Source organism: Bradyrhizobium sp. SZCCHNR1098, assembly GCF_032489375.1.
Lineage (GTDB): Bacteria > Pseudomonadota > Alphaproteobacteria > Rhizobiales > Xanthobacteraceae > Bradyrhizobium.
Map to the genome: position 1 here is coordinate 301,250 of NZ_JAUEXY010000009.1, position 23,363 is coordinate 324,612.

The 23,363-nt window shown below is 61.1% G+C and carries 19 protein-coding genes and 1 pseudogene; 9 read left to right on the forward strand and 11 right to left on the reverse strand.

Annotation, left to right across the window (positions count from 1 at the left end; translation table 11 throughout):
• Positions 1-705: 705 nt before the first annotated feature.
• Positions 706-1,077, reverse strand: a complete 372-nt coding sequence (locus tag QX135_RS20880; protein ID WP_315785562.1) for a c-type cytochrome — start codon at positions 1,075-1,077, stop codon at positions 706-708.
• 213 nt (positions 1,078-1,290) lie between these two features.
• On the opposite strand from QX135_RS20880, the gene QX135_RS20885 reads away from it, so the two are divergent.
• The gene (locus tag QX135_RS20885; RefSeq protein WP_315785564.1) at positions 1,291-2,463 is read left to right on the forward strand and encodes an FIST N-terminal domain-containing protein; all 1,173 of its coding nucleotides are present in this window, start codon (positions 1,291-1,293) and stop codon (positions 2,461-2,463) included.
• A complete protein-coding gene (locus tag QX135_RS20890; RefSeq protein ID WP_316179719.1) occupies positions 2,460-3,812 on the forward strand; it encodes an ATP-binding protein in 1,353 nt (450 codons plus the stop codon). The genes QX135_RS20885 and QX135_RS20890 overlap by 4 nt, the downstream gene beginning before the upstream one ends.
• On the opposite strand, the gene QX135_RS20895 is transcribed toward QX135_RS20890, so the two are convergent.
• From QX135_RS20895 to QX135_RS20920, 6 genes are all read right to left on the reverse strand, one after another.
• Positions 3,766-4,500 (reverse strand): response regulator transcription factor, encoded by a 735-nt coding sequence (locus tag QX135_RS20895; protein WP_315785566.1) that lies wholly within the window; start codon positions 4,498-4,500, stop codon positions 3,766-3,768. The genes QX135_RS20890 and QX135_RS20895 overlap by 47 nt on opposite strands.
• Before the next feature lie 210 nt (positions 4,501-4,710).
• Positions 4,711-5,400, reverse strand: a complete 690-nt coding sequence (locus QX135_RS20900) for a response regulator transcription factor (protein WP_316179717.1) — start codon at positions 5,398-5,400, stop codon at positions 4,711-4,713.
• Between the two features lie 71 nt (positions 5,401-5,471).
• The gene (locus QX135_RS20905) at positions 5,472-6,686 is read right to left on the reverse strand and encodes a c-type cytochrome (RefSeq protein WP_316179715.1); all 1,215 of its coding nucleotides are present in this window, start codon (positions 6,684-6,686) and stop codon (positions 5,472-5,474) included.
• 147 nt (positions 6,687-6,833) lie between these two features.
• On the reverse strand, positions 6,834-8,525 hold the full coding sequence (locus QX135_RS20910; RefSeq protein WP_410052048.1) for a PQQ-dependent methanol/ethanol family dehydrogenase: 1,692 nt from the start codon (positions 8,523-8,525) through the stop codon (positions 6,834-6,836).
• A 370-nt stretch (positions 8,526-8,895) separates the two neighbouring features.
• Positions 8,896-9,450, reverse strand: a complete 555-nt coding sequence (locus tag QX135_RS20915; protein WP_316163091.1) for a hypothetical protein — start codon at positions 9,448-9,450, stop codon at positions 8,896-8,898.
• Between the two features lie 169 nt (positions 9,451-9,619).
• On the reverse strand, positions 9,620-10,840 hold the full coding sequence (locus QX135_RS20920) for a glycosyltransferase (protein WP_316179711.1): 1,221 nt from the start codon (positions 10,838-10,840) through the stop codon (positions 9,620-9,622).
• 101 nt (positions 10,841-10,941) lie between these two features.
• Here QX135_RS20920 and QX135_RS20925 point away from each other — a divergent pair, with 101 nt between their 5' ends.
• The 3 genes and pseudogenes from QX135_RS20925 to QX135_RS32450 all read left to right on the forward strand — a co-directional run.
• Entirely contained in the window at positions 10,942-11,817 is an 876-nt protein-coding gene (locus QX135_RS20925; RefSeq protein WP_315714183.1) for a DUF6502 family protein, read from the forward strand.
• Positions 11,814-12,992: a hypothetical protein gene (locus QX135_RS20930; protein ID WP_316234260.1), complete on the forward strand. Its 1,179-nt coding sequence runs from the start codon at positions 11,814-11,816 to the stop codon at positions 12,990-12,992. Before QX135_RS20925 ends, QX135_RS20930 begins: the two co-directional genes overlap by 4 nt.
• Before the next feature lie 1,148 nt (positions 12,993-14,140).
• Positions 14,141-14,392, forward strand: a pseudogene (locus tag QX135_RS32450) (ATP-binding protein); the annotation flags it as partial.
• A 1,553-nt stretch (positions 14,393-15,945) separates the two neighbouring features.
• Here QX135_RS32450 and rfbA read toward each other — a convergent pair.
• Genes rfbA through rfbC form a run of 4 tightly spaced genes read right to left on the reverse strand, consistent with a single transcriptional unit; the run spans position 15,946 to position 19,378 of the window.
• Entirely contained in the window at positions 15,946-16,821 is an 876-nt protein-coding gene (rfbA, locus tag QX135_RS20940) for a glucose-1-phosphate thymidylyltransferase RfbA (RefSeq protein WP_315733691.1), read from the reverse strand.
• A 3-nt stretch (positions 16,822-16,824) separates the two neighbouring features.
• On the reverse strand, positions 16,825-17,730 hold the full coding sequence (gene rfbD, locus QX135_RS20945) for a dTDP-4-dehydrorhamnose reductase (RefSeq protein ID WP_315798234.1): 906 nt from the start codon (positions 17,728-17,730) through the stop codon (positions 16,825-16,827).
• Between the two features lie 8 nt (positions 17,731-17,738).
• Positions 17,739-18,788 carry a dTDP-glucose 4,6-dehydratase gene (gene rfbB / locus QX135_RS20950; protein ID WP_316163089.1) on the reverse strand — a complete coding sequence of 350 codons (1,050 nt, stop codon included), beginning with the start codon at positions 18,786-18,788 and terminating at the stop codon, positions 17,739-17,741.
• Positions 18,789-18,790: 2 nt separating this feature from the next.
• Positions 18,791-19,378, reverse strand: a complete 588-nt coding sequence (gene rfbC, locus QX135_RS20955; RefSeq protein ID WP_316179705.1) for a dTDP-4-dehydrorhamnose 3,5-epimerase — start codon at positions 19,376-19,378, stop codon at positions 18,791-18,793.
• A gap of 642 nt (positions 19,379-20,020) precedes the next feature.
• On the opposite strand from rfbC, the gene QX135_RS20960 reads away from it, so the two are divergent.
• From QX135_RS20960 to QX135_RS20975, 4 genes are all read left to right on the forward strand, one after another.
• Positions 20,021-20,746 (forward strand): LuxR family transcriptional regulator, encoded by a 726-nt coding sequence (locus tag QX135_RS20960; protein ID WP_315774297.1) that lies wholly within the window; start codon positions 20,021-20,023, stop codon positions 20,744-20,746.
• Positions 20,747-21,048: 302 nt separating this feature from the next.
• Positions 21,049-21,657, forward strand: coding sequence for an acyl-homoserine-lactone synthase (locus tag QX135_RS20965; protein ID WP_316179702.1), 609 nt, complete (start codon positions 21,049-21,051; stop codon positions 21,655-21,657).
• A 51-nt stretch (positions 21,658-21,708) separates the two neighbouring features.
• The gene (locus QX135_RS20970; protein ID WP_316179700.1) at positions 21,709-21,918 is read left to right on the forward strand and encodes an MbtH family protein; all 210 of its coding nucleotides are present in this window, start codon (positions 21,709-21,711) and stop codon (positions 21,916-21,918) included.
• A gap of 49 nt (positions 21,919-21,967) precedes the next feature.
• Positions 21,968-23,363: condensation domain-containing protein (locus QX135_RS20975; RefSeq protein ID WP_316234261.1), on the forward strand; the 1,396-nt coding region annotated here is incomplete at its 3' end.

The window sequence follows — 23,363 nt, forward strand, 5'->3', positions numbered from 1 at the left end:
CTTCGTCGATTTTGCTGCGTTCTCGTTCGATTTCGATTGAGTTCGTTGCGGTTTGTTCGGATCGTTTCTGGTGCGAGACTGGTGCGGCCCGTCGGGGGCAACATCCTCTCTAGGCTGAAACAGGGGTTCGATTCCCTAGAGAACCTTAAGATCACTTAGCAATCAGGGGGGCCACCTCGTGTTGTCCGGAAGCCATCATTGGTACACAATGCATTTTCCGAGAGCTGGCAAACGCTGAGTCCTCAAGAAACGACCGGCTGGAGGCTTGCCTGGGCCGTAGAGCCATCCTGCACACAAGCGGCTGAGCTTCGCTATTGGGAGGGAAGTCCCGCCCAGTCTAACTGAGGGAGTGTCAGTCAAACTCACCCGTCAGATAACGACCTTCCGCCACTTGCAGCGCATGATCGTCTCGGTGTTGCCGGATGGATTGATGTCGGTGCCGACAATGACCGTGCCATCGGCGGCGACGCCGTTGTGCCGGCCTGAGATATTAATCCGGAAGCAGTCGGCGGACAGGGATCGATCGCATACCAGTGGCCGCAGTCTGGCGAACCGCGTTCTGACGCGGGAAGCAGGAAAACGTGAGAGTGTTGCCCCCGCAACAGCCGCCTTTTGCGGGTCGACGTGGAGAGCAGAGTACAGATTCTGTGACGAGTGCAGTTAACGCAAGGAGGCCTTGCGGTAGCGTAAGCTTCCCCGGCTGCGCTATTTCAGCGTCGACAGATAGGCGACGACGTCGGCCCGCTCCTTCGCGTCCGCCAATCCCTTGAAATACATCTTGACGCCGTGAACGTCCCCGCGCGGATCGGCGATATAGGCATCCAGCGCGGTCGTGGTCCAAGGCGCGTTGTTTTTTTTCATGCCCTCGGAGTAGGCGTAGTCCGGTACAGCCGCCGGTTGCCGTCCGACGATGTTCCAGAGGCTCGGGCCGACCTTGTTGATGCCTATCTCGGCAGAGTGGCAATTCTGGCAGATGCGCTGGAAGATGCCCTTCCCAGCGACGGGATCTCCATCCAGCGCCTGGGCGCTCGACGCCAGACTTGCGAGAACAACGACAAGAGCGATGCGGCGGAGCATGCGAATCCTTCCCTTTTGATCCGGAGCGGGCGCGGGCCAGCCCCGCGGCCAGGCCGGTGAGCAGATCGGTGCAGATGATCTGACGACAGCCCGGCCCAAGTCCTTGTTCTGGATCAAGCCGCGCAGTTGCCGTTGCTGCTCAATTGGCTTAATCTTCTAAAAAAACGAACGATCACCAACACGAAACCCAAGTGTCGTTCTGGGAGGTGCCCGGTGGGAGACGCCGATCCTCGGCCCGCGCGTCCGTCTGGCGTGATTGCGGCGAAGTCGAAGGCTGCGACGGAGGCCGCCGCGGCGGCCGACATCTGCGGCCAGTTGCCGGCTGACGGCTTGGCCATGGTGCTGATCTTCCTGTCGCCCCACTACGACCCAAACGCGTTCATGGCGGAAGTGACGACCCGTCTCGCAGACATCCCCGTGTATGGTTGTACGACGGCTGGAGAGCTGTCGCCCGATGGCTGGGACGACAACAGCGTCGTCGCTCTCGGCTTTGCCGCCGATGATTTCACGGTATTCGCACAGCCCATCTTCGGGCTGTCGGGCTTCCGCGTCGACGAGGGCCGCCGCCTTGGCGTCCAGTTGAGGCAGGATCTGTCGCGGCACGGCGGTCGCGACGATGACGGCGTGTTCGGGCTCGTCCTGATCGACGGCATGTGCCAGCGCGAAGAGGCGATCATGTCGGCGATCTATGCGTCGCTCGACAATATCCCCTTGGTCGGCGGGTCGGCCGGCGATGGTCTGCGCTTCGAGCGCACCTGGGTCTTTCACGACGGCAAAGCGCATACGGACATGGCGGTGCTGATCCTGATCAGGACGTCATTGCCGTTCCGGCTGTTCAAATGTGACAATTTCGAGCCGACCTCGACCAAGATGGTGGTGACGGAGGCCGATCTCGAACAGCGTATCGTCAAGCAGCTCAATGCCGAGCCGGCGGCGGAGGAATATTGCCGCGCGGTGGGCATCGCGGATTCCGAGCTCGACCCATTCCTGTTTGCAGCCCATCCGGTGCTGGTGCGCGTCGGCGGCTCCTATTTCGCGCGCTCGATTCAGCGCGTCAGCCCTGACGGCTCGCTGCGGTTCTTCTGCGCGATCGACGAAGGAATGGTGCTGACGGCGGCAAGGTCGCGCAACTCCGTGGCCGCCGCCCGCGAGATGCTGGCCGAGGTTCGAGACGACATCGGCGAGGTCTCGATCTTCATCGGTTTCGAGTGCATCCTCCGTCGTCTCGACGCTGAGCAGCATCAGTTCGCGCGGGAAATGTCCGAGCTCTATCGCGATAACCGGATCGTCGGGTTCCATACCTATGGTGAGCAGTACGGTTCAATGCACGTCAATCAGACGTTGACCGGCGTCGCGATCGGCAAGCGTCCAGGGGCGCAGCAATGACTGTTGTCGGGTCTCCGGAAGACCTGCAGCGCGAGGCGGCCAAGCTCAGGAAGATCAATGCCGCACTGATGTCCCGGGTCGAGCGCTCGATGGACCAGCAGTTCAATGCGTTCTCACTGTTCGAAACGGCGATCGCACTCGATCAGCAGGTGCGCGAGCGGACGCGGCAGCTGCGCGATGCGCTGCGTTCGATCGAAACGGCCAACAAGGACCTGTTTCGCGCCAAGCAGCAGGCCGAAGCGGCCAGCTCCCTGAAATCCTCGGTTCTCATCTCCGTCACGCATGATCTGCTTCAGCCACTCAACGCGGCGCGGCTGACGCTGTCGACCTTGGCGGACGAAGTCTCGTCCGATCGTGGCACAGCCATGGTCGGCCAGGTCGACCATTCGCTGGCCATGCTGGAAGATCTGCTGCGGTCCCTGCTGGAGATTGCCAAGCTCGATGCCGGAGCCCTGCGGCCCGACGTGAGGCCCGTTCTGATCTCGAGCCTGTTCGAGCCGCTCGAACGCGAATTCGCCCCGATCGCGGCCAAACGCGGGTTGTCCTTGCGCATTTGTCCCTGCTCGGTCGCGGTGGTCTCGGATGCTATGATGCTGCGGCGCATCTTGCAGAATCTCCTCGCGAACGCTCTGCGCTACACGCGGCGAGGCGGCGTCGTCATGGGATGCCGGCGCGGACCGGGGGCTGGCCGGGTTCGCATCGAGGTCTACGATACCGGCCCTGGCATTCCCAAGCCGCAGCAGGAAGCGATCTTCCTCGAATTCCAGCGCGGTCATTCGAGCGCCGAGGACCAGGCCGGCTTTGGGCTCGGCCTGTCGATCGTCCGTCGCTTCGCCAATGCATTGGACCATGAGGTCAGGCTGGCTTCGCGGGTTGGCCATGGATCCACATTCAAGCTCGCGCTCGACCGGGCAGACCCGGCAGCCGTACCGCCGGATCCGCATCCTGCTGAGCACGTCGAGCACGATTATGGCGGGCTCGAAGGCGCCAAGATCCTGTTGATCGAAAACGACCTGGCCACCGCCGATGCCATGGTCGGTCTGCTGGAAAAATGGGGCTGCGACGTCGTGGCCACGGTCTCGTCGAAGGACGCGCTGCGGCGCCTGAGTGCGCTCGGGGCGGCCCCCGAGGCGATCATCGCCGATCTTCACCTGGATGGCGACGAGAGCGGGCTTGCCGCCATCCGGGACATCCGGCAATTCCTCAGCCGAGATGTTGCGGCCATGATCGTCACCGCTGACTATTCCGAAGATGCAGCCAGGGAAGCGAGCCAATACGGGCTCGAGATCCTGACCAAGCCGGTCAGGCCTGCGGAGCTTCGCGCGCTGTTGTCGTTCCTGCTGTCATGAGCGCGTCAACGCCGCTCGCCCGCGCCGGCATGCGTGGCCCACTGATGAGGTTCACGAAGTCGATCTTTTCCATCTCGATGATGGCCTTGGTCCGGCTCATCACGCGGAGCTTTCGCAGGATCTCAGAGACGTGGACCTTCACCGTCGTCTCGCAGATCCCGAGCTCGAAGGCGATCTGCTTGTTCTGCAGTCCGCGGCGGATCAGGTCGAGCACGCGCAGCTGCTGCGGCGTCAGCTCGTGAAGACGCTTCAGGAGATCTTGAGCGGGAAGTCGGCCACGGCGCACGCCGGCGCAGAGGGAGCCACCTTCGACGTGGACCTCGCCGCGCAGCACCGCCTTGATCGCGTCGGCCAGTTGCTGCTTCGAGGTTGATTTCGAGATGTAGCCGGAAACACCCAGCGCGAGAACATGGGCGACGAGGCGCGGGTCCTGATGCGCGGAAACCACCAGGATCGGTGTGCGCGGCGCGGTCTTGCGAATGCGGATCACGCCGGAGAGCCCGGTCGTTCCGGGTGTTGAGAGGTCGAGCAGGATCAGGTCGAATCTCGGAGGCGATGACAGAAGATCGACGGCCATGTCGATGGATGTTGCCTCGCGCATCTCGGCATCAGCCAGAGCGGCGCGGATCGCGCTCTCCAGCGCCTCGCGAAACAGCGGATGGTCCTCGACGATGAGCAATCGAGCCACGTGCCTGTCACCCCCCGGCCGGATCGGAGATCCGGTTTGTTCATTGTCGCGGATCTGACATTCAAACCAGTGCGCGCGCTGCGTCTTCGGAAGAACGTCAGGGCCGGAGCATCAGCGATAGCGCGTCGGTCGGCCTCAATCAACGACCAAGACGCCATCAACGGTGCGACGCCTGCGGCGGCCGTGACCTCCTGCAGCGCAGCAATAGCGCTACGGGTGCTTTCTGCGCGAGGCGTTGCGCGATCCCTGGCGGTCGGCCGGAACGGGCAGCGCGATCTTGCCGATCTCGATAACGGCCTTGTTGCGGCTGAACAGGCGGAGTTTTCTCAGGATCTCCGTGATGTGCGCCTTGACGGTCGACTCCGCGAGTTGAAGCTCGCCCGCGATTTCCCGGTTCTGATAGCCACGCCTGATCAGGTCGAGGACGCGAAGCTGTTGCGGGGTCAGCTCCTCGAGGCGCGCCTGCAGCGCGCGGGCGGAGCCGTTGCCGTGGCGCTCGGCGACGGGCACGAAGTCCTTCGGGACCGAGATCGAGCCGCTGAGCACGCGCTCGATCGCGGACGTCAGCTCACGCTTCGAGGTCGACTTCGGCAGATAGCCGGCGGCGCCGAGCGAAAGCGCCTCGCGCACGACGTTGGGGTCTTCATCACTCGAGACGATCGCGACCGGAAGCCGGGGATGCGTGGCACGAAGCCGCAGGAATCCCGAGAAGCCCACGGCATCGGGCAGCGTCAGGTCGAGCAGCGCCAGGTCGATGTCGGGTTCTAGCGCGAGGGTGTTGAGCGCATCGGCAATCGACAGCGCCTCGAAGATCTCGGCGTCAGGATGCGCCAGACGCACCGCATTGCCGAGGGCTTCGCGAAACAGCGGATGATCGTCGATGATCAGAAAGCGCGTCATGTCCGCCCCCTCACTTGCCCCCTGTACGCGCCGGGTGATCCGGCAGATCGAGCGGCCGGTGTCCGCCTCCTTCAATTGGCCGTTTCGGACGACTGCACGGTCCGCAGGAACGCATAGATGCTCTCGAACTGCTCGTCGGTAAAGACCTCCTTCCAGGCCGGCATGCCCTTGGACGGACGGCCTTCATGCACGGTGGTCCAAAACTTGTCGCGCATATCCTCGCCATAACGGGTCTGCAGCCGCCGCAGGTCGATCTTCCGTTCCGCCTGCACGGCGTCCGGTCCATGACAATGCGCGCAGGTGCCGTTGAAGATCTCCTTGCCGGCGCTGACCGCCTCGGTCTTGGAATCGCTCGCAGCAGCCGAGTCCGAAACCCTGATCACGGCCGCCTCGGCGACCGGCTGGCGGAGAAGCTGAGCAGGGCCGGCCAGCGAGGCCAGCTTGATTGGGCCAGGCAGGGCGCCGAGCCTGATCGGTGGTTCGCTCGGCAGCCCGTATTTGCCAGCCAGCTCGGCTATCAGCGGTGCGAGCTGCGGCAAGGCGACGTCGATCTGATCGCGCAACTGCGTGGAGCCCTTGGCAAAGCCGATCGCGGCATCCCAGGACAGACCGTCGCCTTCGACCGGCTGGATCCGGAAGCTGCTCTCGTAGGTCGTCTTGTTCAGCCAGCCTGCAACCGGTCCCCAGACGAAGGCTACGTCGGCCTTGCCCTGTGCCAGCGCCACCATGCCCTCGTTCGGCGTCAGCACCGTCACCTTCTCGATGTCATCGCGCTGGGCCAGCAGATTTTGCGGCGTGGTCTGGTATTGCACAGCGACGCGCTTGCCTCGGAGGTCGTCGATGCTGTGGACGACGAGCGTTCCGCGGCTGACAAGCGCGTAGGTCTCGGTCGCGATCTTCTTCGAGAAGATCACCGTCGGTCCCATGAAATCCGAGGACAGCGGCAGGCCGATCATCGCGTCGCACTGCTTGCCGAGCAGCGTCACGCGCACGGTTCGCTTGCCGAAATAGGATTTGTACCAGTCATACGTCACGGGCCGTCCGAGCTGCTGTGACAGCGCCTGGCCGACCTCGAGGTAGAATCCCGGCTGCGTTGGATTGTCGCTCGAGAATGGAAGATTGGTCGGATCCGCACAGAGCCGCAGCGGCTCTGCCTCGTTGGCCAGGCCCGCCGCCGACGATGCCAACAGGGTAGAGGCCATCAAGGCGGCGAGAGTCGTCGCACGTGCCGACAGTTCGGCGGCGGCCCGCCACTTCGAGCCAGTCTGACGGCGATTCAGGCGCATCCTCGATCCCTCGATCTTGTTATCTTGTTGGTATGGAGCGGCTCGGTCCCTCGCGGCCGAGCCATCTTCCTCCGCTTGATGCGGGTTGGCTGAGCGGCGCGCGTGTCCCGCGTCCGGGGACACGCGCATCCGTCGCGAGCGTTGCGGCTATTGAACCGCGAACACGAACAGGGCGCCGCCTTCGGGAGCCGCGTTCGTCATCTTCTTGCCGATCTCGCCCAGGAAGGCCGGGATCGAGGCGGTGCGGCCGACGACGACGGCAACGTACTGCTTGCCGTCCACCGAATAGGTCACCGGACCGGCGCCGATGCCGGAGCCGAGATTCTTCTTCCACAGGATCTTGCCGGTCTTGGCGTCGATGGCGCGGAAGTCGCCGTGCAGATTGCCGGAGAACACCAGGCCGCCGGCGGTGCTGAGCGTGCCTCCGTTGAACGGAAGGTCTTCCTGGATCGACCACACCTTCTTGTTGTTCACGGGATCCCAGGCAATGAGCTCACCGAGGAACCCGCCGGGGCCTTCCTTGGTCGGGAATTCCGCACCGAGATAGAACACACCGCGCTTGTACGAGACGTCGCTGACCGACCAGTCCATGCAGACATTGTTCGCCGGGATGTAGACCAGCCCGGTGTCCGGATTGTACGACATCGGCTGCCAGTTCTTGCCGCCGATCAGGTTCGGGCAGACGTCCTTGACGGGATGTCCAGGGCCCGGCCGTTTGTCCGGATCCTCGACCGCGCGCAACGTCGAGATGTCCCATTTCTGCGCCCAGTTGGCGAAGACGTACTTCTCGGCCGAGATCACCTTGCCGGTCTCGCGGTTGGCCACGAAGAAGAAGCCGTTGCGATCGGCCTTCATCAGCGTCGGGACAGCCGCACCGCCAACCTTGAGATCGGCGAGAATAGCCTCGTTGACGCCGTCATAGTCCCAGGCATCGGCAGGCGTCGTCTGGATGTGCCACTTGATCTTGCCGGTGTTCGGATCGAGCGCCAGCGTGGACGCCGTATACAGATTGGTCAGCTTGCCGAAATCGCCATTGCCGGTCGAGCGCACAGCGGTGTTCCAAGGACCGGGGTTGCTGGTGCCCCAATAGACCGTGTCGCTCTTCGGATCGTAGGAGCCGACCAGCCAGGCCGCGCCGCCGCCATGCAGGCCGGTGTCGCCCTTCCAGGTCTCGCTGCCGGGCTCGCCGGGCGCAGGCACGGTATAGGTCTGCCAGACCATTTTGCCGGAGTTGATGTCGTAGGCCTGCAGCGAGCCGCGCACGCCGTACTCGCCGCCGCCGAAGCCGGTGATGACCTTGTCGCGCACGACCAGCGGCGGCGAGGTGATCACCGAGCCCTGCTTGTAGTCGACCACCTTGGACGTCCAGAGCTCCTTGCCGGTGGCGGCATCGAGCGCGGTCAGCTTGCCGTCGAGCCGGCCGACGAACAGCTTGCCGTCGGCATAGGAGATGCCGCGGCTGTTCACGTCGCAGCAGGCATATTGCAGCGTATCGTCCGGAATGTCCGGCTCATAGGTCCATTTGCGCGCGCCGGTCGCGGCATCAAGCGCATAGACGTATTTCGGCCCCCACGACGTCGAGACGTAGAGCGTGTTGCCGATCACGATCGGCGAGGCCTCGTTCGAGCGTAGCGAGGCCAGCGAGAACGAATAGACCAGCGACAGCTTGCCGGCGTTCTCGGTGTTGATCTCCTTGAGCGGGCTGAACCGGGTGTTGCCGTAATCATGGCCCGCCATCGCCCAGGCCCCGGGCGCGCCGGCGGCCTTCAGCGCCGAGTCGTTGGCGCGGACGCCAAGCGTGCCGGCGACGAGGAAGGCAACCGTCGAGATGCCAGCCAAGAATCTCCTGCTCGTGAAATTCATCAGTTCCCTCCGCATATTTCTTTGTTGTGGCACGTGCGCGCCAAGCCCCAGATGTGCAGTCGCGCTGCAAGCATCGGGAGCGATTACAGCATCAGCTCTGCCAGGCTCTCATAGGCGGAAGGTAGTAGGCCGTGGGGCCGCCGTTGAACGTCGATTCTCCAGCAGTTTCGCAGGCTTATGAAGTCCGGACGCCAAATGTCCGACTTCAACACGATGGTCAATCGCGTGATCAAGGAAGCGGGTATCGACAAATTCACGATACGTGACTTGAGGCGCAGCTTACGCACCGTCATGCCGCGCGCGTCTACGTCCCATCAATAAAAAAGCCCGCCGGCAATCTGGGCCATCAGCGCGAGAGCAGGGGTGGTCCGGCAGAGGGCAGCGGACGAGGCACTGACGACTGCACAGCCGCTGACTGTGCCCTGGGTTGCGAGGGTTTATGCTGCGGGATCGGGGCCGCCTGCTGCTGGGACAGCGACGAAGGCGGGGTTGTTGACATTCTCTGTCTGATGTCGTCTGCTACAGCTTGCAGCGTCGCAATGCTCTGGGTCATCTGTTCTTGCTTGGCGGTGAGTTGCTCGACGCTGCGCCGCACGACATCGAGATTGAACGCCAGGGGCTCAAGCTGCTGCATCGGGTCCGGGACAGTTGCAGCAATGGCTGGCGACTTCGTCGTCGAGACGGATAACAACCAGCCCAGCGATGGAGCCCGGGCCACCACCTTGTCCCTTGCTGCGTTACCGTAGGACTGCCAGGCAAGGGTGGCGCCGATACCGATGAGAACTGCAATAACGAGCCGGGCAAGGGTGTGGAGTGTTCGCCTGCCAATCGACGGCCGGTCGCTCGCGATATTGTCGTCCTTGAGGCCGGAGGGGCGAGGAGAACGGCCAGGCGGTTTCATGGGCTTTCCAATCCGCGGATCGAATCGGGCGTTTGGATCGCGCGCAGGCCCGTCCCACGCATTCTCTACGAGAGGTATGCTTTGCGAGTACATAAGTAGCTCCTTCCTGACTATTCACGGATCGTGATCGCGAGCTGAGCCTGCGCGACGAGTTTCAGCACAATCAGTCTCAGCAATGTCGATTTTCCGGACCCGTTCCGATTGTTTCGGGGCGTGAAGCCAGGGTCGACCGGCTTGATGCCTTGGTCATCACGGCATGGCGATAGACAGTTTCGATTCCTTTCCCGAAGGCGTCGACGGAATATTGCGTCGTTGCGCGAAGCCGGGCGGCATGGCCCATGCGCCAGCGCCGCTCCGGATCGCGGAGCAATGTTTCGATCGCTTCCGCCAACCGAACATGATTGCCGGGTGGAACGGTGATGGCCTCGATGCCGTGGCGCGCAACGCGTGGAACGGCCGTGTCAAGCCATGTATTGATGATCGGCCGTCCCGCCGCCATCGCTTCCAGTTGAGCGATGCCAAACGTTTCCGCATTGGTCACGGACGGCAGGACAAAGACGTCCGCTGTACACATGAGACTGGCGAGTTTGGCCTTCGGAGCGGAGCCGAGCAGGCGGACGCGATCCGCGACGCCGAGGCTATGAATCATTCGTTCAAGCCGTGCCCGTTCTGGACCCTCGCCGATGATCCAGACCTCAAAGCGGTGGCCGACCGCCGCTCGCACCAGCACATCGAAGCCCTTGTAGGGGACGAGTTGCCCGCAAGCCAGCACGAGCCGTCCACGATCGCGTTCGGCAGCGTCATTGTCGCGCGGCTCCGGCCAATCGTACTTCGAGGCATCGACGCCGAACGGAACGACGTGACATTTCTCAGCGAATTCCTGCAGCAGCGGGCTGCTGTAAAGCAGAATGGCATTGGACACGATGATTGCGTCCGCCTGCCGCAGCGTCCGGCGCAACAGCGGTTTCATAAACCACCTCAGTCCGGCATGCGAAACGATGTCCGCATGGTAGTGCACGACCAAAGGTCGATCGCGGCCCAACCCCAGGGCGAGCATGAGATCGGCGAGCGAAAACGGTGCATGAAGCGCGAGCAGATCGTGATCGGCGACCTGGCGCCACAACCGCAGCGGATAAGTCGGCGCGGCCGGAAGCGAACCTACATCGCCGAACGAGCGCACGCGCTCGATCGTTACGCCGTTCACGACGATGCGCCGTTGCCCGTTCGACTTGGAGCAGACCAGCACGCAGGCGGTGAACGCGTCTTTCAGTCCTGCGCATATGTCGCGGATCACCGACGGGGCTCCGCCGAACAGGTCGGGATAGCAGTCATTGAAGATGTGAAGCACCGAGAGGCGCCGAGAGGGAGCGAGCATGGCCGAACTCTCCATGACTGAGCGCCTCCCTTATATGTGGGAAAATTTCACACGTCAATTGATCTCGACGGAAAAGTGGGATTGTATCCCACGGGACTCGCCGCTACAATTTCGCCATGAACGCCAAATCCCGGAGATCGAAGTCGGCTTCGCATCAGCCGATTGCGGCGGCGAGCCTGCGCGCGCCCTTGGCGCGCCTGCTGCGCCCGCTGGTGCGGCTATGCATCCGCGGCGGAATGACATTTCCTGAGCTGGCTCAGCTGTTGCGAGAACTCTTCGTCAATGTTGCCGAGCACGACTTTGCCCTGGAGGGAAAGGAGCAGACCGACAGCCGCGTGAGTCTGCTCACCGGAATTCACCGCAAGGAGGTTGCGCGGCTGCGCGGCGCCGGTGCGCCGGTCAATGAAACGCCTGCCACTCTGTCGCTGACCAGCGCGATCATGGCACGCTGGCTCGCCGCTCCGGAGTTCACGGACGCGAACGGCGATCCGCTGCCCTTGCCGCGCATGGCCAGTGGCGATGCGCCCTCGTTCGAGCAGCTCGTCAGTTCGATCACGAAGGATGTCCGCCCGCGCGCAGTGCTGGATGAATGGCTGGACCGCGAGCTCGTGACCATCAACGGCGATGAAGAGATCGTGTTGGTGGATACTGGCTTCGTTCCGCGCGGCGATGACGAGCGCAAATGGCACTATCTCGGCCGTAACCTGCATGATCATATCGCGGCAGCCGCCGAAAACGTATCCGGGCCAGCACCCCGTTTCCTCGAACGCGCGGTGCACTATGACGGCCTTTCGGCCAAGCTCGCAAAACGTCTCGAAGGGCGTTCGCGCGAACTGGCCATGGACGCCCTGAAGATCGCCAACCGGGAAGCAAACCGCGCGCTCGCCAGGGACAAGGGCGGCGACCACCGCTGGAATTTCGGCATCTACATTTACAGCGAAGGTCCGGACGACGCGGCGAATGGTGATGCTGACGAAGGCGGCTCGTCATGACCAAGCAGCCCGTCATCTCGCGCCGCTCGTTGCTTATGGGACTCTGGCTTGCCGGATCGTCCTCCGCCTGGGCACAGGTGCGCCGCGGCAGCGATCAGGGTATCGGCGGCACCGGTATCACGCGTGGCCACGATCAGGGCATCGGCGGCACCGGCATTGTTGGCGTCATTCAGCGTTTCGGCAGCATTTTCGTCAACGGCCAACGCATCAGCTATGCGCCGAACGTCCCGGTGCGGATCGATGGCGAACCGGTATCGGCGAAGGCGCTCAAGATCGGACATCTGGCCCGGGTGCTGGCGCTGCCGCAGGCGAACGGTTCGCTGATCACCCGCGGCGTCAACGTGGTCAGTGAGGTTATGGGGCCGATCGAAAGCGTCAGGGACGGCGAGATGACCGTGCTGGGCCAGCGGATCATAGCGGCCGGCCACGAAAGCTGGCGCCATCCGGGCGCCAATGTCGCGGTCTTCGGGGTGCGCCGCATCGACGGCGTGATCGTCTCAAGCCTGGTCGAGCAACGCCTTAACGCGACAACGCGGGTTTCCGGACCACTCGAACGCGATCGCGGCGGCCTGCGAATAGGCGGGTTGCGACTCAACGGCGCCGATGCCGCACTCGTCGGACAACGTGTTCAGGCTGAGGGCCGCGTTACGCAAGGCGTGATGCAGATCTCGCGCATAAGGGCTGACGACCTCTCTGATTTCTTCGGCGCGAACCGTCTGTCGATCGAAGGCTATGTCCGCCGCGTCGGCAACTATCTGCAATTCGGCTCGGGCTATGTCGCGCATGACAATAGTCGCTTCGCATCCTCAGGTAATGCCCGCGTGGTCGTGAACGCCACCTTTGACAGTTCCCGTGGCTTGCGGGTTGAATCCATCCAATCCGTCAACAAATTTCCGGGTGACTCGATCCAAGGTACGAGATCCGAGCAAACTCCGGGCGCGACGCCCGGCGGCTCGGACGTCCCGGGCGGTGGCGCTACTGTGCCGGGCGGCGGTCCTCCCGGGCTGGGCGGTGGCGGTCCTCCCGGCCTTGGCGGTGGCGGTCCTCCCGGCCTTGGCGGCGGCGGTCCTCCCGGCCTTGGCGGTGGCGGTCCTCCCGGCCTTGGCGGCGGCGGTCCTCCCGGCCTGGGCGGCGGCAGTCCTCCCGGCCTTGGCGGCGGCCACGGCCGGCGATGAACAACGAAGATTTGGCAGAGCGGGCGAGAGGCGCGCGCTCGCAGCGTCGTCCAGCTTCGCTATGCGATTCATCGCGAGCAACCTGCGCTGCGAACAGCTAGCCCGAGTTCGCGGATTCGCGCTCGAAGATCGGGATTTGCGATTTTTTGGCGAGCTAAGTAATTGATCTGCAAAGGGTGGGGTGTTCGATTTCGGGCGAGAATGGTTGTAGTGAAGACCTCCCCGATTCCCAAGGGCGTGGCGATGCGGGTGGATTCGCCGCGCGATGTTTCTGCGACGCACGGAGCGACGAGCCCGCGGCTGAGCAGAATTTGAACAACCCGACGGCGCTCGCCGCTCTGGCGAGCGCCGTCTCGCAGACAGTGCGACGACAGAAGATTGGCTGAGTTTCCGCAGATCGGCGGAGAGACGTTTGGTGGATCGAAGCGGATGCGGAGAGCACGCTATCTTGCCGGCGATGACAACTCGATTGAGAGGTCGAGCGCGCTATTGTGTCTGTGTTGCCCCGCGATCCTGACGAGGACATGTGCGCCCGCTTGGCAGGCGGGGCTGAGCACGGACTCCCGGATGGACCACCAGATGTCATCACCGCGAGATCACGACGGAAGCCGGACCAATGCTATGTTGTCGACCGCTCATGTGCAGCCGTGTAGTATCGAACAGAGGAGACGATCATGTCGAATAAGAAGGCGAAGAGACGCCCGATGTAAGCGTCCGGCCGCTGCACATGGCCTCAGATCTTGACATGATCGGCCGGCTTCCAGCTCCACGGCAGCACGTCGCCGTTGTGAGCCATCGGACGCCGAACTTGGCAGTGTTTCCGCACGAACGAAAAGTGGACGTATCTGGTGCGCCGAGCCCGCAATGGCAAAATCACACAAGCCGTTCATTGAGATCGCTGGTGGGCCCGGCAGGACTCGAACCTGCAACCAGACCGTTATGAGCGGGCCTGCTTGCTCGAAGGTCTCGGAGAACATTGACGTTTTTCGTGGCGTCGCCTCACGAGCTTCCACGTTCGTTCACCCTGTAGCGGTGGTCGAATTCTGAGGGGCGGCGCACGACGTCGGTCGACGAGCCAATTAGCAGTAAGTAGGTCTCGGCTTGACGCTGCTCCCTTTCTCGGGCGCTGCTACGAGCACGCCTCCGTAATTATCACCACCAATCTTGCTTTCGGCGAATGGCTCAGCGTGTTCGGCGACGCCAAGATGATAACCGCGCTGCTTGGCCGGCTGACCCATCACTGCGACATCGTCGAGACCGGCAACGACGGTTGGCGGTTCAAAGGCCGAGACGACGATCACGCCACCATCTCGCCTCCGATATTCCAGTCGGCTCCGACAAGACGAGCGCTATCGCCAAAACCCGCCGCGCAAAGGGCGAAGATGGACACACCAGAGTAGTAAGGCCTAGAGTCGCATGGCGCCGAAATCTCAAAAACCCGCAACCCAATAGCAGGCGGGTCGAGGTTTGCGTCTTCATCGGGCCTGGGGCATCAGCTGCGTCTAGTATTCCAGATATCGGGCTCGGCTTCGGCTTGAGAGCGAAATTGGTCCCGTAACTCAATTGAAGCTAAAGGAATTTTAGTCCATCTCCGGCTTCTCGACCGAGCGCAAAAATGGAACAAAAACCCGAACAATCCGGGATTTCCGGTCCAAAAGTCCCAGAATAAGTCCCAGACTTGGATTCATCGTTCTTGGGAGGTTCTCGGCGCAACGGCCACCGCCCAAAGGGGCGGAGGCCGTGTTTTTCACGTCCTGGCTGGCCCGCAAGGCGGCCGATCGAGCAATGTTTCGTACACGCCGATTTTCCGTCGCAGCTCCCCGACTGCGTCAATGGAGGCGCCCATCGGGTACAGGGAGGGCGCCGATTTCAGGCTTTCGAGCCGGCGTCGTCTATCGGAAATTCGCGCACGCCAATTGTCGCAGAAGCCGCACATAGTGGCCTCGTCTGATTGGGTTTCGGATGTTCGAACTTCCCAAGCGGCGCGCTGGGGTCCCGTCGATCAGGCGATCTGCGGCGCGCAGACCAATTCAGCAGCTTTAAGCGGCCTCGGCGCGAGACCTGAACAGCTAGGGTCCATATATCCCATTTTGGGCGACGAAACAAACAATTCCCTGGGCTGCGCCTCCTCCGAGGACCCTTGTCGGCCCTCGATAGAGCCGCAAGTGCGGCCCCGGAAGCGCCGCTCGCTCTCTGACCGAGAACCGAACTGCGACGAGCTGATTGCGACGTATAGCCCGCGCACCCGCATCAAGCGTCCTTCCGATTGCGAGTCAACTTGCGTCAACCACGACTCGGTTATTCGAACATTTCTTGATCAACCGTGGCCGCGTGGGCGAAAGAGAAGAGCGTCGACCCGGCTAAACTCAAGGTGCGGTCGTAGCGCTCGATCCGAAGATTGTCGTGCCATGATGAGCCATCCATCATGATCTGATATTGGCCTAGAAGTGGGCGTTCTTAGCCTCGAGCCAGGTGCCATCGATGAGATGGAAATACACCCATAGTCCCTCCGAAGAAGGTCTCCGGCCCACGACCAAAAGCAGAAACCCCGGAAGATGGTGGGCGGATCGGCGGACCTTCTCGGCGAGGCTCGTCGGGTCGTTGGAAGAAGGGGTGTCATCAAGAGCATTGAATAGTAAGCGGTTTTCGAACCTTGGCTTATAAAACTACGGTCCTAGCTACGGTGCACGCGAGCGACCGTAGCTTCGACAACTGGGCATTTGCGTAATTCAAGCGAGCCGCGGGTCGGGCCGTCGAGAGCATGGATGAGAAGGGACGAGCCCAGCAGGGCACCACACCTGGTCTAGTGATTGCAAAACGGCTCTTCCGGGACAAGTTGACACAAGACGTTTGCGGCGAAGCACGTTTCTAGCTCGCCGAGGCCTGTCGAACACACGGCGCGCGCCATCAATCAACGCGAATCGTCGAACGTCAATCTCGGAACGCGCGCGTATCAGAGAGCAGCTGCCTTGGCGAGAGCCTGCACGTATCTGGCGTAGTCGCTCTTGCCGAGCGCTGCCCCCAGCCGCTCCAGCTGCTTCTGCTCGATGAAACCCTGTTTGAACGCGATCTCCTCCGGACAGGCGATGCGAAAGCCTTGCCGTTTCTCCAGGGTCGCGACGAAGTCCGCGGCGGCCATGAGACTGTCGGGTGTTCCAGTATCCAACCAAGCGAAGCCGCGGCCCATTTGCTCAACAGCGAGCAGCCCTCGTTCCAAATAGACCCTGTTGACGTCGGTAATCTCAAGCTCCCCTCGCGCGGAGGGAACAATGCTGGCGGCAATTTCGACCACCTGGGGATCATAAAAATATAGCCCCGTCACGGCAAAGTTCGATTTTGGAGTTGCGGGTTTCTCTTCTATCGAAGTTGCTTGTCCTGTGCTGTCGAAGCCAACCACGCCGTACCGTTCGGGGTCGGCGACATGATAGGCAAAGACCGTCGCACCGAACCGGCGGCCAGCGGCCCTGACAAGCATGTCCGGCAGACCATGGCCAAAATAGATGTTGTCGCCCAAGATTAAGGCTGACGATTCGCCGCGCACAAAATCTGCTCCGATAATGTAGGCTTGAGCCAGGCCTTCAGGTTTGGGTTGCACGGCATAGGATAGCGTCAGTCCCCATTGCCCGCCGTCGCCCAGCAGGGACTGAAATAGCGGAAGATCGCCCGGTGTCGATATAATCAGTATGTCCCTGATACCCGCCAGCATCAATGTCGTTAGCGGGTAGTAGATCATTGGCTTGTCGTAAATCGGCAGGAGCTGTTTGGACACCACCAACGTCATGGGATAGAGGCGGGTGCCGGTTCCGCCAGCCAGAATGATGCCTTTCAAGATCTACTCCAAATTGGCGTGAGCGGGATCGCACAGGCGATCGAGGCAGATCCGCAAGGATTGCGATGAGTGAGGCAGGCGCAGCCCGAAGACAGAGTTCAATCTGTCGCAGTTCAGACGGGAATTCGCCGGCCTAACAGCGGCCGTCGGATAGTCCTTCGTCGAGATCGCCTCAACACGGGCTGGACAATCTCGTCTCGTTGCGAGGTCGAGGACGATGCGTCTGGCGAACTCGAACCAGCTCATTTCGTCAGGACCCGCCAGATGCGTGACGCCGCCATGACCAGACTGCCAGCCCGAACCCGCGATCTGCCGAGCGACGGCAATGATGGCATCGGCGATGTCGGGCGCGTAAGTGGGGCAGCCGATCTGGTCGTTGACGATACCCAATCGATCCCGTTGCCGGGCGAGCCGCATGACCGTCTTCACGAAATTGTTGCCATAGGGCGCGTAGACCCATGAAGTTCGCAAGATCAGGTAACGATCGGCGGCAGACGCCACCGCGACTTCGCCGGCGAGCTTCGATCGACCATATACGCTCTGCGGCGAAGTCGCGTCGGTTTCGACGTAAGGAGCCGGATTCTTGCCGTCGAAAACGTAATCCGTCGACAGATGGATGAGGGGAACATCCAATCGACTTGCTGCTGATGCGACCGCACCAGCTGCCTTGGAATTGATCGAGTAGGCCAGATCCGGTTCCGTCTCCGCACGATCGACAGCGGTATAGGCGGCAGGATTTACAACGATGTCTGGCGAGAACTCCGCCAAAGCCCTTTCAATCTGTTCGATGCGCAACAGGTCGAGGTCGGAGCGCGTGGAGCATCTGATCGTGATGTCGGGGTTCGCTGCGGCAGCCTCCCGCAATGATCGAGCGACCTGACCTTCGCTCCCAATAACATATAGACGCATCGTTCTGCTCAATGTCGACCAAGACCTAGTCGCTCGCCACGGTATACGTTTTCGCGCAGCGGCCTCCACCACGCGGGATGCTCGAGATACCATCTGACCGTCTTTTTGATGCCGCTTTCCAGAGTCTCCTCAGCGCGCCAACCCAGAGCCGTTTCGAGCTTTGTTGCGTCGATGGCGTAGCGCAAATCGTGACCCGGACGATCCTCGGTATAGGTGATCAAGCCGTCGTGCGAATGTGCGGGCCCACGCAGTTCGTCAAGGCATGCGCAGATTTGTCTTACCACCTCGATGTTGGAGCGTTCGTTGCGACCACCGACATTATAGGTCTCGCCTGGAACTCCTTTCTCGAGGATCAAGCCCAGCGCGCGCGCATGATCCTCGACAAACAGCCAATCCCGGACATTTAGACCATTTCCATACACCGGCAACGGCTCCCCATGCAGAGCGTTGAGGACCATCAACGGAATGAGCTTTTCAGGAAATTGATAGGGCCCATAATTGTTTGAGCAATTGGATACAATGACGGGCACGTCGTAGGTTCTGTGCCAGGCCTTTGCAAGATGATCGGACGCGGCCTTGGTCGCTGAATAGGGGGAACTCGGATCATATCGCGTAAGTTCGGTGAAAAGTCCGGTCTCTCCCAGCGAGCCGTAGACTTCATCGGTCGAAACGTGAATGAACCGGAATCGATCGGCGAGCAGGGGATTATGGTCGAGATGGCGGCGCGTGGCCTCCAGCAGGGTGAAGGTGCCTACAACGTTTGTTTGGACAAATGCATTTGCGCCCGTAATCGACCTGTCGACGTGGCTTTCTGCTGCAAGATGAACGACTGCAGTCGGTCTATGCTTGATGAAAATCTTCTGCAGGGCATCGGCATCGCAGATGTCGGCCCTCTCGAACGCATAGTTGGGATGCTCGGCAACCAGCGCAAGCGAGGCCAAATTGCCGGCATAGGTCAATTTGTCGACGACAACGACCTTGAGGCCAAGGTCAAAAACAAAATGCCGACAGACCGACGAGCCGATAAATCCTGCTCCGCCCGTGACAAGAATGTGCATGTTCAGTCGTTCCCCAGCGCATTCTCGAAGGAAGAGAAAACGGAGAAGGGAGAGACAACGGAACTGAGTCGAGGATTCCGCTGATCCTTTTCAGACAAAATGGGCTCAACTGCTAATCGCCAATCGATTGCAAGGTCCGGATCGTCCCAGGCGATCCCTCGCTCGAGATCCGGGGCCCAATAGTCGGTCACCTTATAAATAACCTCGACCGGTGCTTCCAAGGTCACATAGCCATGAGCGAATCCTGACGGTACCCATAATTGCTTCCAGTTCGCCGCAGACAGCTCGATCGCTACATGACGTCCGTAGGTCGGAGATCCTCGCCGGATGTCCACGGCCACATCCAAGATCGATCCTCCGACGCAACGAACGAGCTTGCCCTGGGCTTTGGGAGGCAGTTGAAAATGAAGTCCGCGCAGCACGCCGCGTTCGGCGGAGAAGACATGGTTCTCCTGGACCAGATCGTCGGTCACGCCGTGTGCCCTCAGATCATCCTTGCGGAAGGTCTCCGAAAAAAAACCCCGATGGTCACCACGCCTTGAGGGGACGATGAGAACAAGACCATCGATTTCGAAATGCTGAAAATCCATTTCACACCAAGCTCATTAGGTGCCAGCACCAGGAAGCTTCCGTCCGATCGCGCGACAATAGCGGGAAGCCGCATCTTTGCAAGGCGCGTCCAGTCGCGAGTGACCCGGCGCGCTTAAGGCCGGGCCCGCGCGCGGCATCTCGTTAGCACCGACAGCAGCACCACCAAACTGATGCCTGATCTGCTCATTGAAAAGAAAATTGGATTTTCGTCAGCTCGATAGGCTGCGGCTTTGCGACGCAGCTACGAGAACTCGCAGCAATGCTGTTCCAAATCTGATTGTCGTGTAATTTTCATTTGCAACCTCTGAATGCGTCGAGGTACTATCAACTTCAGGGCATCGTCCGTGAGCTCGGCGGAATCCTTAGCTTCGGATTCGTCTGATGGTGGGGATGTGAAGCTTGGAGAGTCGTTATCCAGCCTATCCTCGTTCATAAACCATTATGAATGCTGTGGTGGCAGCTCAGGAAGGCACGAATTCAAGTAAGTAACCAACGGTCAATAGTCACGATGATCTTCACCGCCAACGCAATGGTCCGACGGCAACATCACCAACAGGGACCAGAAGTGTCGCCGTATCCCCCAAATCGGTTATGGATCAGCTCGAAGAAAGGCGCGGCTGTCGTAGGCAAGGGGGTGCGACATGAGGGTATTTGAACAATTCGTTCAAAATCTGACGACATGCGACAACGCGCATGAAATCGAGCGTCTATTGCGACAGACCTTGGATCAGTACGGCTTTCCATGTTTCGCTTATCTAAGCTTCACGCCGCGAGGTGACGAAGACGATACACTGGCAATGACGACGTATCCGAGTTCCTGGGTGGAGCGGTACTGTGCAAATCGGTACGACAGGATCGATCCGGTGATCGCCCGCTCGGTTACAACGACGCTTCCCTTCGCTTGGTCGGCTGATCGATTTGATGCAGGGCTGACCAACAGGCAGAAGGGGCTTCTAAAAGAGGCCAGCGAGTTCAACATTCGACGTGGTGTCACGATTCCGATCCATGATCGCCAGGGTAAAGTTGCCACACTCACGCTCTCGGCTGGCAATTCCCGTCCGGCGTTCGAATCCCAAGTCGAGAAATACCGCCATCAGCTGCATCTCATTGCGATCTACCTGTATGCGCAATTGCGTGACGTAACGCCATCGCCCACGTCATCGCCTCGCCCATACCTGACACAGCGCGAGAGGGTCTGCCTGCAATGGGCAGCTCGCGGAAAGAGCGCTTTGGATACAGCGGAAATCATAAACGTCAGCCGACGAACGGTTGTCTTTCACACCCAGAATGCCAAGCGCAAGCTCGGAGTTGCGACCGTGCAACAGGCGGTCGCCAAGGGACTGGCGTACGACATCATCAGCATGTAGCCGTTCGTCGAGCGGTCCGAAGCGCCGCGACCTTGGAGTGGCCGCGCCTGGGCTTGCAGATGCGCGTCTTGATAGCGTCGCTCTCCGTAGCGTCGCTCTTCGAGGTCACTTGGTGTCGCATCCGTCTATCGTGTCGGCACCACCCGTTGTGGCCGCGTCGGTGCATAGCGCAGCATGTTCGCGAGCTACCGACGCCGACTCTAGGGCAGTCTCCAAACACGGGATACCTGCAAAGGTAGACAGCTCGAGCTGATGTTGGCGCCGGGTCATACTCCAGCCTGACGGACGGCACGAGGACGCCAATGATACGAATTGTCACGAAGGACAATGCAGAACGCCACATCGGCGGTAGCGGTTTGTATCAAATGCATCGTCTTCGGAAGGCGGTCTTCAAGGACCGGCTCGGTTGGGACGTCATCGTAAGCGGCGAACTTGAGGTTGACGAATACGACGCCTTGCGGCCTCGCTATCTGCTCTCGATGGACAGACACGGCATCCTGAACGGTTGCGTCCGCCTCCTGCCGACGACCGGTCCGAATATGCTTCGCGATATCTTTGCGTCCCTTGTGACCAAGGCAGCCGTGCCTCGCGGAGAACGCGTGTGGGAAGCCAGCCGATTTGCAGTGAGCGGGAACACCGGCGGCACTCAATCGGGCATATCACAAGCGACCTACGATCTGCTGATCGGAGTTCTGAAATTCAGTTTGTCGAACGGCATAAACACGATCGCTTGTGTCGTCGACGTGCGTATGGAGCGAGTCCTGCGGCGGGCTGGCTGGCGACTCGAGCGCCTCGGCCCCGCGCGCCGAGTCGGCAACACCATCGCCATGGCCGGACAGCTTGACGTGTCTACACAAATCCTTCGACAGCTTGAAGCGCGTGTGGGCCTCGCGCACGCAGCCGCGGCCTGATCGTGGGCGCACGACTGAAGTCATCCCCTAGTCGAGATCGGAGCACGAGACGTGAGTAACCCTTTCGATGATCAGGGCGGCACCTTCGTCGTCCTGCTCAATGACCAAGGTCAACATTCGCTCTGGCCCGCAGCTGCGGAGAATCCGGCCGGCTGGTCCGTGGTCTACGCACAGAACAGCCGCCGGGCCTGCATCGACTACATCGACACAAACTGGACGGACATGCTTCCGAGAGCCCGCGCTGATAGCCATCCGGCATAGCCGCAGACTCGATCATCCGTCTAAGGCATAATACATGGTTGGGGAAGCCGTGAACGCGATCAACGAACCTTCACAGGTATTGCCACTCTCCGCGGCTCAGACGGGCATGTGGTTTGCGCAGAAGTTCAGTTCGCCGGACTCGATATTCAATCTTGCGGAGTCCATAGAGATACACGGTCCGATTGATCCCCCGCTGTTCGAGGCGGCCTTGCGGCAAGCCGGGATGGAAGCGGAAACCGTGCGAGTGCGGTTCATCGAGCGAAGTGATGGAATTCGCCAGATGATTCCCCGCAGATTGGATACGACCTTTCCATTCATCGACGTTAGCTCCGAACCTGACCCGCGGGCGGCAGCAGAAAGCTGGATGATGGCAGAGTTGACCCAACCGGTCGATCTGCTGACAGGGCCGCTTTGGACCTGCGCATTGTTCAAGGCCGCGGCGGATCACTATTTCTGGTATCATCGCAGCCATCACATCGTCATGGACGGTTTCACCGGCGGGCTCTTCGCCCGGCGCGTCGCCGAGATCTACACGGCGCTCACCGAGGGACGCGCTCCCGAACAAGGTACTTTCGGTCCTTTGGCGCTTCTCCTCGAAGAAGAGACCGCGTATCGGAGCTCCGAACGATTTGCACGCGACCGCGAGTATTGGCTGAAGCACTTCGCCGATCGCCCGGTTGCGTTTAGTCTTGCCGATCAGCGAAGGCAAAATGTCGGTGGCCTTCTCCGCCAGACGACCCATCTCGGTGCTGGAAGCGTGAAGGCGATGCGCGCAACGGCGCAGGCCAGCGGCGCAAGTCTCCCACAGATCATGATCGCCGCGATCGCAGCCTATCTCTATCGCGTGACAGCTATTGACGATTTGGTCGTTGGCCTGCCGGTTGCCGCCCGGCCCAAGGGACGGCTGCGGCGTGTTCCCGGCATGGTTGCCAACGCCGTGCCGCTACGTTTGGCGATGAGTCCGAGCATGAGCGCGACGGCACTCATTCGCGATGTGGGAAGGCAGGTCCGCGAAGCGATTCGACACCAGTCCTACAGATACGAGGACCTCAGGCGGGACCTTAGCCTGCTTTCCACCAACGGGCACCTTTTTACCACTGTCATCAATATCGAGCCATTCGACTACGACCTCCGGTTCGGCGGCCATTCCGCAACGACTCACAACCTCTCCAATGGCTCGGCCGACGACCTCGCAATTTTCGTCTACGACCGTGGAGATGGAAAAGGGCTTCGAATTGATTTCGACGCCAATCCCGCCCTTTACACCTCGAACGATCTCGCCTGTCACCAGCAACGTCTCGTGAGGTTGGTCGAGGCAATCGCACACGATCCCAGTCGGCCGATTGGCGCAATCGACATTCTCGACGCGGCGGAGCGGCGTCGGGTGCTGGCGGAGTGGAATGACACGGTGCGCGCGGTGCCGCCGACGATATTGCCGTCTCTGA